Consider the following 16,809-nt stretch of genomic DNA (forward strand, 5'->3'; position numbering starts at 1 on the left):
CTGTATCTTCTTTATTGCTTAGCTTGTTCTATTAGCTGCAATATGAGCAAGGCTAATCATTGCTTCTTTGTAATCACTTTCAGGTAAGATTGAAATCGCTTCAATGGCTTTATCAGCTTCTTCCATTGCACGTTGTTTAGTATATTCAAGTGCTTTAGTGTCATTTAATGCTTGCATGATTAAATCAAAGTTTTGCATGCCATTAGCTTTTTCAATCGCTTCTCTAATTAAAGCTTTCTGAGCGTCTGTACCATGTTGCATCGCATAAAGTAATGGTAATGTAGGTTTGCCCTCTGCTAAGTCATCACCGGTGTTTTTACCCATTTCTTTGGCATCAGATGCATAGTCCATAACATCATCTGTTAATTGGAATGCAGTCCCTAAATATTTACCGTAATTAAGCAAAGCTGTTTCAACTTCTGTCGTTTGTTTGCCTAATACTGCAACCAATTGTGTTGCTGCTTCAAATAATTTTGCAGTTTTAAAGTAAATAACATCCATATAGACTTTTTCAGTCGTATCAGGGTTATTACAATTCATTAGCTGTAAGACTTCACCTTCAGCGATGACATTAGTTGCACTCGCTAATACTTTCATTACTTTTAAGTTTTCAAGTTCAGTCATCATCTCAAAAGAGCGGCTGTATAAAAAGTCGCCAACTAACACACTGGCTGCATTGCCAAATAATGCATTAGCAGTTTTTTCACCACGACGAAGATCTGATTCGTCTACTACGTCATCATGTAACAAGGTTGCTGTATGAATGAATTCGATAATGGCTGCTAGTTTAGTTATTTCTGGGTTATAAACATTTACCGCTTGTGCTGCTAACACAGTTAATAGTGGGCGAATTCGTTTACCGCCACTATTGATAATATAAAAGCCAAGCTGATTAATTAACGCAACATCAGAGCTTAATTGCTCAGTAATCAATTGATTTACTTGAGTCATGTTTGTTGAAGAAAGCTGCTGAATTTGTTTAATATCCATGCCTAAAAAGTCCCATTGGATGTCTTGAAAATAATGCGTGTATTATTGCCGTTTATTGAACATATCTCAACACCCTAACGGCATTAACAAACGCTTAATCATGATTTAATCAATAAGTATTAAATTAAGTTTTATTTAGTTGATTTTTAGTATGTTATTTTGTTCATTTTTAATGTTTTTTTTGCTCTTTTTTACTTTTACTGTGAATTCTAAAATAAAACTACGTTTAAAGAACGTTAATAGTTTTATTACGAGTAACATCTAAAAAGTGATTAACAATAAAATAAGAAAGGTAATTTTTGATTACAAATGACTTTCCTTACTATTAAATGGTTGTTGGTAAGCTATTTTCAATAGATAAGAAGGGGAATAGTACTTAAAATTCAGTCATTAAATCAGCTAGATTATTCATTATTTTACTGTGTTGTATTAATCGCTGTTAATCATTATTTTGACTCGTTTTTTACTACCAAATACCGATTTTTTGTTTTGTTTTCGGTTGTTAAATAAACTAAAAAAAATGTTATCTATAAGCTTTGATATCACGATCTTCATAGCATTGATTTACAATGCTTTTTATTGAAGTTTTAGGATTAAAAGATAAAGCAATAAACTAATTGCAATTTTTTAACCAAAACTCGTTGCCAAAGTAAGAATGTCTCTGTAGAATCCGCGTCCATTGTGATTAATTAGTGCGCTCTCGATGTTATGTTTGAAATAAAACAACACGAGATGCCTGAACGGAGTAAGAAACATGTACGCTGTTATCCAGAGTGGTGGCAAGCAACACCGTGTTGCTGTTGAACAAACTCTTCGTTTGGAAAAACTTGATGTTGAAGCTGGTGCAACTGTAGAATTTGATAAAGTTCTATTAGTAGCAAGTGCTGAAGATGTTAAAGTTGGTGTTCCATACGTTGAAGGTAGTAAAGTTACTGCAGAAGTAGTAGCTCACGGTCGTGGCAAGAAAGTTAAAATTGTTAAGTTCCGTCGTCGTAAACATTCTCGTAAGCAAGCTGGTCACCGCCAGTGGTTTACAGAAATTAAAATTACTGCGATTAACGCTTAATTAGGAGTTATTAAAAATGGCACATAAAAAAGCTGGTGGTAGTACTAATAACGGTCGTGACTCAGAAAGTAAACGCTTAGGTGTTAAACGTTTTGGTGGCGAATCTGTTTTAGCTGGTAACATTTTAGTTCGTCAACGTGGTACTAAATTCCACGCTGGTCTGAATGTTGGCTTAGGTAAAGACCACACACTATTCGCTAAAGCGACTGGTACTGTTAAATTCGAAAAGAAAGGCATGCCTTTACGTTCATTCGTGAGCATTGTTGCTGAATAGTTTTTTCGAAGCAAATTTTAAAAAGCCTCGCAAATGCGAGGTTTTTTTTTGTCTATCTATTTCTATTGAAAATAAAAAATGTGATCTATGATCAATAGAAATGGGTATAATCATCGCTACTGAGTAGCGAATATGTTTTTTGGAGGTTGTAATGAAGTTTGTTGATGAAGCAAAGATTAAAGTTGACGCTGGTGACGGTGGCAATGGAGTCGTTGGCTTTCGTACTGAAAAATATATTCCTCGTGGTGGTCCGAATGGCGGCGACGGCGGTGATGGTGGTGATGTTTACCTTGAAGCAGATGAAAATTTAAACACGCTGATCGATTTCCGTTTTGTGCGTTTTTATAATGCAGATCGTGGCGAAAATGGTCAAGTTTCAGACTGTACTGGTTCTCGTGGTAAAGATAAAATTATCAAAGTGCCTGTAGGAACACGTTGTCGTGATGATGATACTGGTGAAATTGTTGGTGATTTAACTAAGAATGGCCAAAAATTACTGGTTGCTAAAGGTGGTTTTCACGGTCTAGGGAATGCACGTTTTAAAACATCTACTAACCGAGCTCCTCGTCAAAAGACTGAAGGTACACCTGGTGAAGTACGTAACTTATTATTAGAGTTATTATTATTAGCGGATGTTGGCATGTTAGGTTTACCTAATGCAGGTAAATCAACGTTCATTCGAAGTGTTTCTGCTGCAAAACCAAAAGTAGCTGATTATCCGTTTACTACCTTGATTCCGAATCTAGGTGTTGTAAGTATGGGACACGGTAATAGTTTTGTTATTGCTGACATTCCTGGATTGATTGAAGGTGCTTCTGATGGTGCTGGTTTAGGTACTCGATTCTTACGTCATTTAGAGCGTTGTCGTGTGTTATTACACATGATTGATTTACTACCAGCAGATGCAAGTGATCCTGCTGAGAATGCGTTGGTTATCTTAGAAGAGTTGAAGAAACATAGCCCGAAATTGGCAGCTAAACCACGTTGGTTAGTCTTTAATAAAACTGATTTATTATTAGAAGATGAAGCTGAAGAAGTGATGCAACGTGTTAAAGATGCACTTGAATGGGATGGTCCAGTTTATAAAGTGGCTGCTATTTCTAAAACAGGTACACATGACGTATGTAAAGAGTTAGTAGCGTATCTTGAAGAGTTACCAACAGAGTTCACACCAGAAGAAGAGCGTCAGCAAGTTGAATTCCAATGGGATGATTACCATAAAGCAGCGATTGATGCTGTTGAAGGTGCTGTTCATATCGATGATGAAGATTGGGATGATGAAGACGAAATGATGGAAGTTATTTACGTTAGAGAATAATCTTTTCTAACATCCATTATTTATCTTTATTGAGAAGCCATTTAGTGAAAACTAAGTGGCTTTTTTGTCATTGATTTTTAAATAATATGATTATACCAATCACTCTAATTAACCTCTTTCAGTTATTCTTCGAAAGGACTCAACTTATGTCTTAGAGTAAGTCATTTTTCCTGCGTAACATTTAGAACACTTATTTAATGGAGTTGGTATTATTAATACACTTTATTTATCAGGTAGTCAGTTCAATAAATAGCCGCTGTATTGTTTATTTAAACTGTGTGTTTTACGTTACTAATCTCTGTAAAGGTATGTAGTAAAAACAATGTTGTGAGGGCAACCTTGTAAACCTTACTTTGTAAAAAGAAGGTTGTAAAAAAGGAAGGTTGTAACAGATTATTTAATTAATCGATAAAGCATTAATAAATACGTTCGGATGAATATAATGACTGAATTCATCATTGAGTCGTCTTTCTTAATGAACTTCAAACTGGTTATTTTTTTAATCAACTTTAATTATTAAATCGGCATATTAGGAATTAACATGTCATTAGAAAATACAGAAGTGACAAGCACTTCAATAGTAGAAACTCCTTTTCTTCAGCAGCTTATTGGTTGGGGGCGTGATCATAATGAACTGATAATAAGTTATATCGTGAACTTTGTTGTGGCGATATTAATCATTGTTATTGGTTTATATATTGCGCGAACACTATCTAACCTTTTATCGCGTATATTAACCAAGAAGAACGTTGATAAAACTATTGTCGATTTCCTTTCTGCTATTGCGCGTTATACGCTGATTGCAATGACATTTATTGCAGGGGGAGGGCATTTAGGTATTCAAACTGCTTCATTTGTGGCTATTCTTGCTGCAGCAGGACTTGTAGTCGGCTTAGCCTTAAAAGGGGCCTTATCTAATTTTGCTGCGGGTATTTTATTAGTCACTTTACGCCCTTTTAAAATAGGAAACTTTATTGAGGCAGCAGGAACTGCTGGGACAGTTGAATCAATTCAATTATTTCATTGCATATTAAGGACAGGTGATAATAAACATATCGTTGTACCCAATGCTGCGATTTTAAAAAGTAATATTGTGAATGTCTCTCGTAAGCCTGTACGTCGTATTGATCTCATTATAAGAGTCAGTTATCAATCTGATTTGAAACATGTTAAACACGTTTTAGAGGCCGCAGTATCAGCGAATGATAAAGTATTAACTGAACCTAGCACACAAATAGCGGTGTCTGAGTTGGCAAGTTCAAGCGTGAACCTTGTGGTTCGACCTTGGGTCAAATCAGATGATTATTGGTCTGTACGATTTGCGCTAACTGAAAGTATTAAAATTGCGCTAGATAGTGAAAACATTAAAATACCTTATCCACAAATGGATGTGCATCGTAAATAAAGTTTTATTTCCTTAAACCATTAAAGCGACTCTATTTGAACGATTAGCTTTAATGGTTATAGTGTTATTACTTTCCAATCTACCTTTAAATTTGATGCCTTAAATAAACTCAGTTTATCAATTATTATCATTGACCTTCCTAGTGTAAATTTTTCTTTTTATATTTATCTATTTTGCCTTTTGGTTACATTTATTGGTGGGGGCTAAGTATATGATGTTATTTTCGGCTGGGCTTAATGGAATATTAAATAGAGAGTTAAGCGACTTTTAATAATAAGACATTTTTTCTACTTTAATCGATAATTATACCAATCACACTAATTAACTGATCCATTTTACTTGTTAAAATAACTTATTTCTTCGTTGTAAATTTCGTAAAGGGAGCAACCATTAAAAAGTTAACATCCTTTGGTTAATTCTCCGATAGACGATTAACGAAGTTAATCTTCGAAAGGCTCAATTTACGCCTTAAACTAAGTCATTTTTCCTACGTAAAATTTAGATTACTTATTTAATACATCGGTATTATTCGAATTGAATTGATCGTTTTTTAGAGTTTAATGACGGTTACTTAATAGCAAAAAGTGTAATATTACTTGCTATAATAAGTGTTTTTTATTGCTTATACTGAACTTTTGTTCGTTCATGTTGTTTTATTGACTCTACTTATCAATTGTTTAGTAGTTGTAACTGGTTTAGCTTTTAGTATTTTATGAGTATCATCAGTTGCTATTATCTTAACGTCTTCGTTTTACCCTAAGGATTTATATGTTTGAACAAGCTGAAATTTATGTAAGTGATTGGCTACTTACATTAAATATTGGAAATTGGGTCGCTAATTTCGCTCTGATGTTATTTATCACACTTTTACTTCAATTAGTTTGGCGTTATTTTGCAAGAAAAGCAGAAAACATGATCGCCAAAACACTAAATAGTTGGGACGATATTGTATTTTATGCCGTCAATAAGCCGATTAACTGGGTCATTGTGTTGATGGGGACATCAATGTCAATGAGAGTGATCGCGGAAAGTGAAGAGTTTGCCATTTCTGATTATTTACCAGCAGTTCAAAAAGTAGCTATTTTATTTTTGATTGGTTGGGTCTTTTGGCGTTTAGTTTATAAAGCGGAACATACTTATATCGCTGATGATGCAAAAGATACAACGACGGTTACTGCATTATCTAAATTAGCAAAACTATCCATTATTACCATTATTACCTTATCCATTATTCAAACCTTAGGGGTAAGTATTTCTGGTGTGCTTGCATTCGGTGGTATGGGGGGGTTAATTGTTGGTATGGCGGCTAAGGATTTATTATCAAACCTATTCGGTGCAACCATGGTTTATATGGATAAACCTTTTAAAGTGGGTGATTGGATCCGTAGTCCTGATAAGTCAATCGAAGGGACTGTAGAGGAAATAGGTTGGCGTGTGACGCGTATTCGTACTTTTGATAAACGTCCTATTTACGTGCCAAATAGTTTATTTACAACCATTGTGGTAGAGAATCCATCTCGTATGACTAATCGACGTATTAAAGAAGACTTTGGCCTGCGTTATAAAGATATTCAACAAGTTGAGCATATTATAAAAGCGGTTAGAGAGATGTTACAAAATCATCCTGATATCGATCAGTCACAGACTTTGATTGTTAACTTTGATTTATTTAATAATTCATCTTTAGACTTTTTTATCTATACTTTCACTAAAACAACTAACTGGATTTTATTCCATGAAGTGAAACAGGATGTATTATTAAAAGTAGCCCATATAGTGATTGAGTATGGCGCTGAGTTCGCATTTCCTACCCGTCAATTGCACATGGATAAGGATGACCATAGAAACTTATTAGAGAGCTCTGACAGTATTAAATAATAGGTAAGTGATACCTTTGTTATTTCAAAAAGTAGTAAAGCGAGGGCCTATCATTGATAGGCCTTTATTTTTTATCAGTGCCATATAGTTTATTTATATAGGCATTTAATACAGAACATTAATTACCTTTTATAAATTACAGCTAATTGCATTTATGGTGCTTAAAATTATCTAACTAACCTCAGTTCTGGATAAGCAAAGTGATACAACACTGTATAGTAAAAAATAACCTTATGATTTTAAATATAATCCTGCTTTCATTAATCAGAATTGAGGTTAACTACTTATTAAAACTCATCGCGATCTTTAATTTTCAATTATCAGAGCAAGATAGATTTTTTATACTAAATAAGTCTTTGCTTCTTTTTCTACATTATCCAGCTCATCTAATAGTTCCAATAGTTCAGGTTCTAACAAGTCTGGGTTGACCACATTTTTGATCTCTTTTTCAATTAAGCCTGCGATATTTTTTAATTTAGGGACGCCGCTATAACTACAACCACCATGAAATTTATGGATTGCTTTTGCAAATTGTTCACTATCAATATCACCATTAATCGCACTATTTGCTATTTTTCTAATATCGTCAAACTCTTCTAATAGCATACTCAACATCTCTTTCGCTAAATCACTCTTGCCGGCTGATTGTTGTAATGCCAATTCCCAATCAAAAGATTTTTTTACGATCACTGGTATTTTTTTATGAGGGAGCTTCGCTATTTCTTCTTGAGGAGCGGCCTCCATTATTTGTGCATTTGGTGCCCATTTATCAATAATGGCTTGTAATGCGAGTTCATCAATCGGTTTTGCTAAGCAGTCATCCATCCCTTTCTGTAAGAACTGCTCTTTTTCACCAGGGAGTACATGAGCGGTTACTGCAATGATAGGACTTTCTTGATTGAGCGAGTCCTGTTTAATTTGGGCACAAGCACTGACTCCATCTAAAATAGGCATTTGTATATCCATAAATATAATATCAAAAGGCGTCGCTTTTGCCTGCTCAACGGCTTCTTTACCATTCTTACAGGTTGTTACTCTATGAACTCTATCGGTTAACATTGCAGAGATAAGTTTTAAGTTGGCTCTATTATCATCCACCGCCATTACATTGATATCTTTACGTTGTATTGGCATTGAAATTTGCAATCTGGTTGGTGTCGTTTCATTTGATACTAAAGCATTAGCAAAGTTTTTATGGTTAACAGGCTTGTTCAAACAATGCGTTATACCCGTTTCCATTAATTGTTCATAAATACTTGGGTCACTACAGTTAAGCAATACAATGATATTGTCAGTATATTCTTTTGCCTGTTCTATATGGGTTAAAAGTGGGGTAATATTAGTGTTGTTACTATGCCCAATGACAATACTGTCATAACGTTTACACAGCGCTTTTTGCCATTGAATATCAGTTTCAGTAATCGTAGCATTGGTTTTCCATTGCATTAATAATTGAGAGCAAGCGCGTACTGCATATTCATTTGACTCGTAAGCTAAGACGGTACGATTAGATAATCTTTCTAATGGAAGTGAAGCGAGCGGTATACGGGTACACCTTTCGATGGCGACAGTAAACCAGAAAGTAGAACCTGCATTAGGTGTAGAGACTAAGTCAATACTACCTTTCATTTCATTGACTAGTTTTTGCGTAATAACGAGCCCTAAACCGGTACCGCCATACTGGCGAGTAATGCTGCTATCTGCTTGTCCAAAGGCTTTGAATAGCTGCTCTTGTTGTGCTTCTGATATACCAATACCAGTATCTGAGATGATGAATTTAAGTTTGATGCCTTTATCGGTATCATTTTCTTGTTCAGTGCGTTGTATCTTAACTTCTATGTTACCTTGCTCAGTAAATTTTATCGCATTACCCACTAGGTTGGTTAAGATCTGCTGTAGACGCATGGCATCACCAATTAACTCTTGTGGTACATCTTCATCAACCATCAAGCTTAATTCAATATTTTTCTCGTGTGCACTGTGCGCTAATAAATGCATTGTTTCATCAATCGACTCACGGATTTCGAAAGGAATATGCTCAAGATCTAATTTACCGGCTTCTAGCTTAGAAAAGTCGAGAATGTCATTAATGATATTCAGCAGATTACCCGCTGAACGCTCGATAGTTTGTAAATAATCCATTTGGTTATTAGACATTTGCGTTTTTAATAGCTGTCTTGCAAAACCAATAACGCCATTTAACGGAGTACGTAACTCATGACTCATATTCGCTAAGAATTCAGATTTAACGGAAGCCGCTTGCTGTGCTTCTTTACGCGTAATGTCTAACTCAATGTTTTGTACTTCCATTTGATCGAGTGTTTCACGTAATTCACTGGTCGCTAAATCAATACTTTCTTGCATCTCTTCATGGTGCTTGGACATGGCTAATGCCATTTCATTAATACCGTGCTGCAGTAAACCAATTTCACCTGTGTATTCGCCCTCAACACGAGAGTTCAAACGACCTAAACTGATTTTTTCAACGACGGATGCCATGTCTGAAATAGGTGCCGTAATGCGCTTAGCATGTTTAAAGGCCAAATATAAACTGCCTATAATACCTAACAATACCACTAACAAAGAGAAAGCGGCATCGCGATACAGTAACAGCTCAATCTGATCTCTATTTATTTCCAGTGCTACATAACCGACCACCTTACGGGGTTGATCGAATGTTAACTGATACTCTAAAAAGTTTGTTTCATCAATAATCGGACTATGGATAATAATACTGTCATCTAAAGTCGTGATTTGCGGTAAGTCGGGTATGGGTTGGTCTTTATCTAAACGCAACTTTTGATAATCACGATGATAATTACTGATAACAAATAATTTATTATCAGCAGTAAAAATAGCAATACTTTTGATCATAGGGCTATTTTTTCGATGAGTGGTCCCAATTAATCGACGCAGAATAGTTCTGGTCTCATCCTGCATACCATATTCACTGGCAATGGATAGCGCATCTGCAATGTTCAATGCCCGATCAATTAAAAACTCATCGGCTTGTTGAAAGCGATGGAATGAAAAGTAACCTGCTAAAATACCACCGATAAGGACAGTCGGTAGTACAGTGTAGGCAATAACTTGTGCGCGTAGGCCGTATTTAGTCATAAGGTAAAATCTAATTTCAATGGAGTAATGAATGCTTGTATTTTTTGTGTGACAATAGCGTTCCGATAAACGTAACCGCTATCATGGCATAGCTTACTTCACCTGTGAAATATTTATGGCCCAGTTCTTCAAAGCATCGCGCACAAATAAGCAAAATAACAAGATAATTAAACATTGCCAGATTGATAAGCTCGATCATCAGGGCAGAGGGATGTTATTCCATCAAAATAAGCCAATGTTTGTAGAAGGTGGTTTAGTTGGTGAAATTGTTGACGTTTCTATCGATGAAGATAAAAAACGTTATAAAAAAGCCAGTATTCTGGCAATACAGCAAAAGAGTGACCTACGCATTGAGCCAAATTGCGAGCATTATCAAGAATGTGGTGGTTGCCATTTACAGCATGTTGAACAGGCTAGTCAAATTGAAATAAAACAAACGGGCCTTATGACGTTGTTTGAACGTTTCGCAAAACATAAGCCAACACAATTAGAAGCAACATTAAAATCTGATGCCTGGGGTTATCGTCGTTGTGCTCGTTTTGGTGTGATGTATGATAAAAAAACCAAGAAAGTACAAATGGGGTTTCGTCGTTCGGCAAGTAATGAGCTCATTAATCAACAAAAATGCCCTGTCTTAAAACCTGCATTGTCACAATTAATTTTTCCTCTTAAAGCGTTGTTAAATCAGCTACAGGGTAAAATGGCATTAGGTCATATCGAATTGGTTGAAGCGGATAATACGGTTGCAGTGTTATTACGCCATTTAAAACCATTATCAGATCAAGATATTGCATTAATCATTGCCTTTTCTGCAGAGCATCAATTGCATTTTTATGCACAAAGCAGTCCGACTGACATTCAATGCTTAACAGAACAACATAAGTTGACCTATTCGTTAGCAGAACAAGATTGTGAGTTTGAATTTAATATTGATGATTTCTTACAGGTAAATGCAGACATTAATAAACAAATGGTTCAACAAGCGATTAATTGGCTTGAACTAAAAAATACGGATCATGTCTTAGATTTGTTTTGTGGCTTAGGCAATTTCACCTTACCGATTGCTAAAAATGTTAAACAAGTTGTTGCTGTTGAAGGCATTCAAAAAATGGTCGACCGTGGTGCACAGAATGCTTTGCATTGTCATTTAACGAATGTTGCCTTTTATCAAGCAGATTTAAGTGACTTGAATGAATTAAAAGCAGATTGGGCACAACAACGTTACGATAAAATACTACTCGATCCTGCTCGAGCGGGTGCTGCTGAGTGTATGGCGTTTGTCGCCAATAAAAAGCCAAGTCATATTGTATATGTTTCATGTGATCCTGTGACATTAGCAAGAGATAGTGCATTACTATTAGAGCAAGGTTATACATTAGCTAAATTAGGTTTGATTGATATGTTCCCACAAACAGCACATATGGAGTCAATGGCATTATTTACTAAAAAATAATCAACGTTTAAAACGCCATTGTCACAATAATAAAGAGACAATGGCTTTATAAGTTAATAATTTTAAGTATTATTAGTTTTTTGATTAAATGATTTTTAGTTGGCGATTCAAATATAAATTAATTGGAAGCACTCTATAAAATAGAATGGCTTCATGTGAATTAAGTCAGAAGGGATAACGTCTATATTTTCCCTTTTAAAGGTGATGACCAGGTATTTAAACATCATGCTATAAGCGTTAATTTTTACTTCCAACTTAAATATTCAGCTACTTTTTTTGGAGAGTTAGATGGTTTCAGTTCGTGATACACATTTTTACCAAAGTGCATTAAATGCCCCAGACAAGTGGGTGACAACATTTGGTTTAAGTAAACAAGATCAAAGTAACTTATTCGAAAACTATAATAAAGTGAGTGAGTTGTGTGACTCTGAACAACAGATAATTGCATTGCAGTTAGGTTGTGAAATGGTTGAGATCCTCGTTACTTTGAATATGGACATGGACACATTAAATGCTGCATTAATTTTCCCTCTGCTCGCTCAAGATGTTTTAAGTACTGAAAAAGTTGATGAGTTATGGCCAAAGCGTATTGCTAAATTGGCAAAAGGCGCAATGGAAATGGAAGGTATTAGAGCCTTACAAAGCCGTGGCAACAAACAAAACGCTGAATCTCAAGTTGATAACTTACGACACATGTTATTAGCAATGGTTGAAGATGTACGTGCAGTGGTTATTAAACTGGCTGAACGAATATGTTACCTGCGCCAAGTTAAAATTGCTGATGAAGACACTAAAGTAAAACTGGCCCATGAAATCTCAACTATCTATGCACCATTAGCAAACCGTCTAGGAATAGGGCAGTTAAAATGGGAGTTAGAAGACCTTTCTTTTCGTTACCTACAAGCAGAGACCTATAAAAACATAGCTAAACAGCTTGATGAAAAACGTATTGACCGCGAAAACTATATTCAAGATTTTGTTGAAACCGTCAAATCATCACTCGCTGAAATGAACATTGAAGGGACTGCTTATGGGCGCCCTAAGCATATTTATAGTATCTATCGAAAAATGCAGAAAAAAGATCTGCAGTTTGATGAGCTATATGATGTGCGAGCTGTGCGTGTTGTGGTTGAAAAGCTGCAAGATTGTTATGCGGCATTAGGTGCAATACATACTAAATGGCGTCATATTCCTCGCGAATTCGATGACTATATTGCCAACCCCAAGCCTAATGGTTACCAATCTATCCATACCGTTGTATTAGGTGACAGTGGCAAGCCTGTTGAAGTACAAATACGGACTCAACAAATGCATGAAGACTCAGAAATGGGGGTCGCAGCGCATTGGAAATATAAAGAAGGCAGTGCTGGTGGTAAATCAGCTAGTAACTACGAAGAGAAAATCGCGTGGTTACGTAAGTTGCTTGCTTGGCAAGAAGATATGACCGACGGAGACGACTTAGTCGAAGAAATCCGTAGCCAAGTATTTAATGATCGAGTTTATGTCTTTACACCTAAAGGTGAAGTGATCGATTTACCTGCAGGTTCTACACCACTTGATTTTGCTTATTATATTCATAGTCTGATTGGACACCGTTGTATTGGAGCGAAAGTAGCAAATCATATTGTTCCTTTTACATATCAATTGAAAACCGGTGATCAAATTGAAATTCTGACTCAAAAAGAGCCTAACCCAAGTCGAGATTGGTTAAACCCACAACTGGGTTATATCAATGCGCCAAGAGCGCGACATAAAGTGGCCACTTGGTTTAGAAAACAAGATCGCGATAAAAATATTGTTGCAGGTCGAGAGTTACTAGAAACTGAGCTTGTTAAAATTGATTTGAAGTTAACTGATATCACACCTGCTATTACGCGTTTCAATGTCGGCACAACAGATGATATCTATGCGGGAATTGGTAATGGTGATTTACGTCTTAATCAACTTGTTCACTTTTTAGATGGTTTTTATCATCAACAAACATTAGAACAACAAGACGCTGCTGCATTATTAGAATTACAAAACCGTAAAATACAAATGACGCCTAAAAATACAGGCAAAGACATTATTATTGATGGTGTAGGTAATTTAATGCATAACATTGCAAGATGTTGTCAGCCAGTGCCTGGTGAAGGTATTGTTGGATATATTACGCAAGGGCGTGGCATTTCAATTCATAGAAAAAACTGTGAACAATTAGCGGATTTAGAAGAAGCACATCCAGAACGTATTATTAATGCAAACTGGGGGGATTCTCAATCATCGGGTTATACATTAACGTTACGTTTAATCGCAGATGACCGAAATGGCTTATTGAAAGATATTACAACCGTATTATCCAATGAAAAAGTAAACCTTTTAGGGGTTAATAGCCAAACCAATACGAAGACGTTAACGGCGACTATTGATTTGTCTTTAGAGGTTCAAAATAACAAAGAGATCAATAAGCTTTTAGTTAAATTGAAGCAATTAAAAGATGTGTCTGACGCTCGTCGACTTTAGTTAATGTCATACTAAAGGCATTAATACCGTCCATTTAGGAAAGTTTTAAACATATAAAAAAGCCTAATAATTCATCTCAATGTGATTATTAGGCTTTTTTTGTTTTTAGATAATCTATTTTTAGTTGATCTATTTTTAGATAATCTGATGTTGGTTAATGACTTTAAGCTAATATGTTTAATCAATATGCTTTCATCAATAAACTCAATACCACTGTTTATGATTAAACAAAATCTATAGGGTCAACATCAATTGACCAGCGTACTTTTCTACCTTCAGGTAACTTTTCAAAGTGAGCTAATGCGATGTTTAATGTTTTTGTTATCAGTACTCTTTGTTCACTCTGTAGCAATAATTGAAAGCGATATTTTCCTGCTCTTCTTTCCATTGAAGCGGCAATAGGGCCTAATATTAATAATCGGTCGCTGACTTTATTATTATCTGCGATTTGATTTAAGGTTTGCTTACACAGCCTCAGGAAGTTTTCTGCTTGTGTTGCATTTAAAGATTCAGCTCTAATGAGTGCTTGATAAGAAAAAGGCGGCAGTTGTGCCATTCTTCTTTCCTGTAATGCCGTTCGAGAAAAGTCTCCATAGCCATTATTGACTAGTTCTTGTAATAGGTTGTGTTCTGGATGAAAAGTTTGTAAAACTACTTGGCCTTTTTTCTCTGCTCGTCCTGCTCTCCCTGCCACTTGTGTAAATAACTGTCCTAATCGCTCACTTGCCCGGAAGTCATTACTAAAAAGTGCACCGTCCACATCGACTAAAGCCACCAATGTCACATCAGGGAAATGGTGCCCTTTAGCGAGCATTTGTGTTCCGAGTAAAATTTTATATTTGCCACTATTAATATCATCAAGATAATTATTGAAGCTATCTTTTTTACGCGTATTGTCTCGGTCAATTCGGACTGTTGGGTGATCGGGAAATAACTGATTTAATGTTTCTTCAAGCTGCTCTGTTCCAACACCGGTAGAGTGCAAATTAGTAGAACCACAATCATGGCATTGTTCTGGAACTGGGTGTGTTGCCATGCAATGATGACAGTGCAAATAATTAGCACTTTTATGGTAAGTATAAAACGCATCACAACGTTCACATTTTACTAACCATCCACATTCATGACACATTAAAACAGGCGCATAACCTCGACGGTTTAAAAACAAAATAACTTGATTGTTTTTTGCTAAATGTTGCTGCATTAATTCAATTAATTGTGGGGACAACCCCGACTTAAGGGGCAACCCAGTAAGATTAATTAAATCATTTCTAGGCGGCTTTGCATTACCAGCTCGATGCGTTAAAAATAAATGCTGATAACGACCGGATAATGCATTATTAAGAGACTCAAAAGCAGGGGTAGCTGAGCCTAATAAGATAGGGATGTTTTGTTCTGAAGCGCGTTTTATTGCGAAGTCACGTGCATGATAACGAAAACTATCTTGCTGTTTAAAAGAGGCATCATGCTCTTCATCCAAAATAATTAAGCCTAGGTTTTTAAAGTCACTAAAAATGGCACTACGAGTACCAATAATAATAGCAGCACTACCTTGTTGTGCATGTAACCAAGTTTCTAACTGTTGTTGTTCATTCAATGCTGAGTGTTTTAAATAAATAGGCACATTAAAACGCGCTTTAAATCGTTTGATAGTTTGTGGTGTGAGGCCAATTTCAGGTACGATAATTAAGGCTTGTTGTCCTTGCTCTAAGACTGCTTTCAGAATATTTAAGTAAACTTCTGTTTTACCGCTGCCAGTAATACCTTCTAATAAGTAGCATTTAAATTTATTTAATTGTTGCGTTACCGTTGTCACCGCGATCGCTTGCTCAGTACTTAAATTAGGTTTTTCTTGTAACTCTCGTATGTCATGTGGCCACGTTAAATTGGTTTCTGGCATTTGTTCGTAATGCTCAACCAGTTTTTTTTCTTGTAGGCTATTTAAGGTTGCACGCGTTACCCCTTGGCTTTTTAACTGTTCATAAGCGATTGGGGAGCCTTGCAATAATGTTGCAGCATGACATTGTTTTTTAGCACGAGCTAATTGGTCAAGGTTGACATCTTCTTGAACTAGTTTCCAATACTCTTGTGTTTTAAAGGTCGCCGCTTTACCTTTTCGCAATAAAGTTGGGATAGCTTGCTGGAATACATCACCAAAAGGGTGTTGATAATATATGGCAGCCCAATTTAATAGCTTATATAAGCCTGAACTCAATAAAGGTTGCTGGTCTAATAATTGTGATACGGACTTTAATTTATCAATCGCATAATCAGATTCTTCTGGTGTTGCCGTGATCACACCAATTTGTTTACGCGGACCGCCACCAAAAGGGACTAATACACGACAACCAACCAGTGAGTTTGGATCTTTTGGACAAAGATGTGCCGCAAGTAAGTAGTCAAATTGTCTATGTAAAGGAATAGCTAATGCTACTCTGCAAATTATTGGTTTAGTCATAGTTGATGTGTTTTAAATGATAAAGTATAGAATGAAGTTGTATTATAACCTGTTTAGTTATGCGGTTCTGTTTAAGTCTTATATTTTGTTCTTTTACATTGATCTTATTGATTTATATAGTAGATAAAACATAAAGTAGTTTGCTGATCCAAAGGTACCTATGCCTTGCTTGGTAGCCATTTATAACCTGTTTTTTATCTCCGTAATAAAGTGTTAAATTTTAGTTATTTTAAGTTGTACTTTTATTATTCGTTACTATACAATCCGCAACCTGTAATACAATGATAAATACGTGTGGTACTTTGTTGAATGAAATAATTCATTCAAGCTGAGCAGCGACACGGCCTA

Annotated in this window: 10 protein-coding genes; 7 read left to right on the forward strand and 3 right to left on the reverse strand. The window is 35.7% G+C overall.

What is annotated here, in order from left to right; genetic code table 11:
- Positions 1 to 18: 18 nt before the first annotated feature.
- Positions 19 to 990, reverse strand: coding sequence for an octaprenyl diphosphate synthase (gene ispB, locus SP041_RS05200; protein ID WP_025563512.1), 972 nt, complete (start codon positions 988 to 990; stop codon positions 19 to 21).
- A gap of 754 nt (positions 991 to 1,744) precedes the next feature.
- Between ispB and rplU the strand changes: the two genes are divergently transcribed.
- The 5 genes from rplU to SP041_RS05225 all read left to right on the forward strand — a co-directional run bounded on the left by rplU (position 1,745) and on the right by SP041_RS05225 (position 6,931).
- Entirely contained in the window at positions 1,745 to 2,056 is a 312-nt protein-coding gene (gene rplU, locus SP041_RS05205; protein WP_025563511.1) for a 50S ribosomal protein L21, read from the forward strand.
- Positions 2,057 to 2,072: 16 nt separating this feature from the next.
- Entirely contained in the window at positions 2,073 to 2,330 is a 258-nt protein-coding gene (gene rpmA, locus SP041_RS05210) for a 50S ribosomal protein L27 (RefSeq protein WP_025563510.1), read from the forward strand.
- 151 nt (positions 2,331 to 2,481) lie between these two features.
- Positions 2,482 to 3,648: an Obg family GTPase CgtA gene (cgtA, locus tag SP041_RS05215; protein ID WP_025563509.1), complete on the forward strand. Its 1,167-nt coding sequence runs from the start codon at positions 2,482 to 2,484 to the stop codon at positions 3,646 to 3,648.
- Between the two features lie 541 nt (positions 3,649 to 4,189).
- Complete coding sequence (locus SP041_RS05220) at positions 4,190 to 5,053, forward strand: mechanosensitive ion channel domain-containing protein (protein WP_025563508.1); 864 nt, start codon at positions 4,190 to 4,192, stop codon at positions 5,051 to 5,053.
- A gap of 768 nt (positions 5,054 to 5,821) precedes the next feature.
- Positions 5,822 to 6,931, forward strand: a complete 1,110-nt coding sequence (locus SP041_RS05225; protein WP_025563507.1) for a mechanosensitive ion channel family protein — start codon at positions 5,822 to 5,824, stop codon at positions 6,929 to 6,931.
- A 339-nt stretch (positions 6,932 to 7,270) separates the two neighbouring features.
- On the opposite strand, the gene barA is transcribed toward SP041_RS05225, so the two are convergent.
- Positions 7,271 to 10,048 carry a two-component sensor histidine kinase BarA gene (barA, locus tag SP041_RS05230; RefSeq protein ID WP_025563506.1) on the reverse strand — a complete coding sequence of 926 codons (2,778 nt, stop codon included), beginning with the start codon at positions 10,046 to 10,048 and terminating at the stop codon, positions 7,271 to 7,273.
- A 115-nt stretch (positions 10,049 to 10,163) separates the two neighbouring features.
- Between barA and rlmD the strand changes: the two genes are divergently transcribed.
- Positions 10,164 to 11,501, forward strand: a complete 1,338-nt coding sequence (gene rlmD / locus SP041_RS05235; protein WP_025563505.1) for a 23S rRNA (uracil(1939)-C(5))-methyltransferase RlmD — start codon at positions 10,164 to 10,166, stop codon at positions 11,499 to 11,501.
- Positions 11,502 to 11,789: 288 nt separating this feature from the next.
- Positions 11,790 to 14,003: a GTP diphosphokinase gene (gene relA / locus SP041_RS05240; protein WP_025563504.1), complete on the forward strand. Its 2,214-nt coding sequence runs from the start codon at positions 11,790 to 11,792 to the stop codon at positions 14,001 to 14,003.
- 223 nt (positions 14,004 to 14,226) lie between these two features.
- Here relA and priA read toward each other — a convergent pair whose 3' ends face one another.
- Positions 14,227 to 16,461, reverse strand: coding sequence for a primosomal protein N' (priA, locus tag SP041_RS05245; RefSeq protein WP_025563503.1), 2,235 nt, complete (start codon positions 16,459 to 16,461; stop codon positions 14,227 to 14,229).
- Between the last annotated feature and the right edge of the window lie 348 nt (positions 16,462 to 16,809).

It is taken from the genome of Psychromonas sp. SP041 (assembly GCF_000470315.2).
Lineage (GTDB): Bacteria > Pseudomonadota > Gammaproteobacteria > Enterobacterales > Psychromonadaceae > Psychromonas.

Coding starts and splice junctions, on each gene's coding strand:
- ispB (WP_025563512.1), bottom strand. CDS start 990: ATGGATATTAAACAAATTCAGCAGCTTTCTTCAACAAACATGACTCAA.
- rplU (WP_025563511.1), top strand. CDS start 1,745: ATGTACGCTGTTATCCAGAGTGGTGGCAAGCAACACCGTGTTGCTGTT.
- rpmA (WP_025563510.1), top strand. CDS start 2,073: ATGGCACATAAAAAAGCTGGTGGTAGTACTAATAACGGTCGTGACTCA.
- cgtA (WP_025563509.1), top strand. CDS start 2,482: ATGAAGTTTGTTGATGAAGCAAAGATTAAAGTTGACGCTGGTGACGGT.
- SP041_RS05220 (WP_025563508.1), top strand. CDS start 4,190: ATGTCATTAGAAAATACAGAAGTGACAAGCACTTCAATAGTAGAAACT.
- SP041_RS05225 (WP_025563507.1), top strand. CDS start 5,822: ATGTTTGAACAAGCTGAAATTTATGTAAGTGATTGGCTACTTACATTA.
- barA (WP_025563506.1), bottom strand. CDS start 10,048: ATGACTAAATACGGCCTACGCGCACAAGTTATTGCCTACACTGTACTA.
- rlmD (WP_025563505.1), top strand. CDS start 10,164: ATGGCCCAGTTCTTCAAAGCATCGCGCACAAATAAGCAAAATAACAAG.
- relA (WP_025563504.1), top strand. CDS start 11,790: ATGGTTTCAGTTCGTGATACACATTTTTACCAAAGTGCATTAAATGCC.
- priA (WP_025563503.1), bottom strand. CDS start 16,461: ATGACTAAACCAATAATTTGCAGAGTAGCATTAGCTATTCCTTTACAT.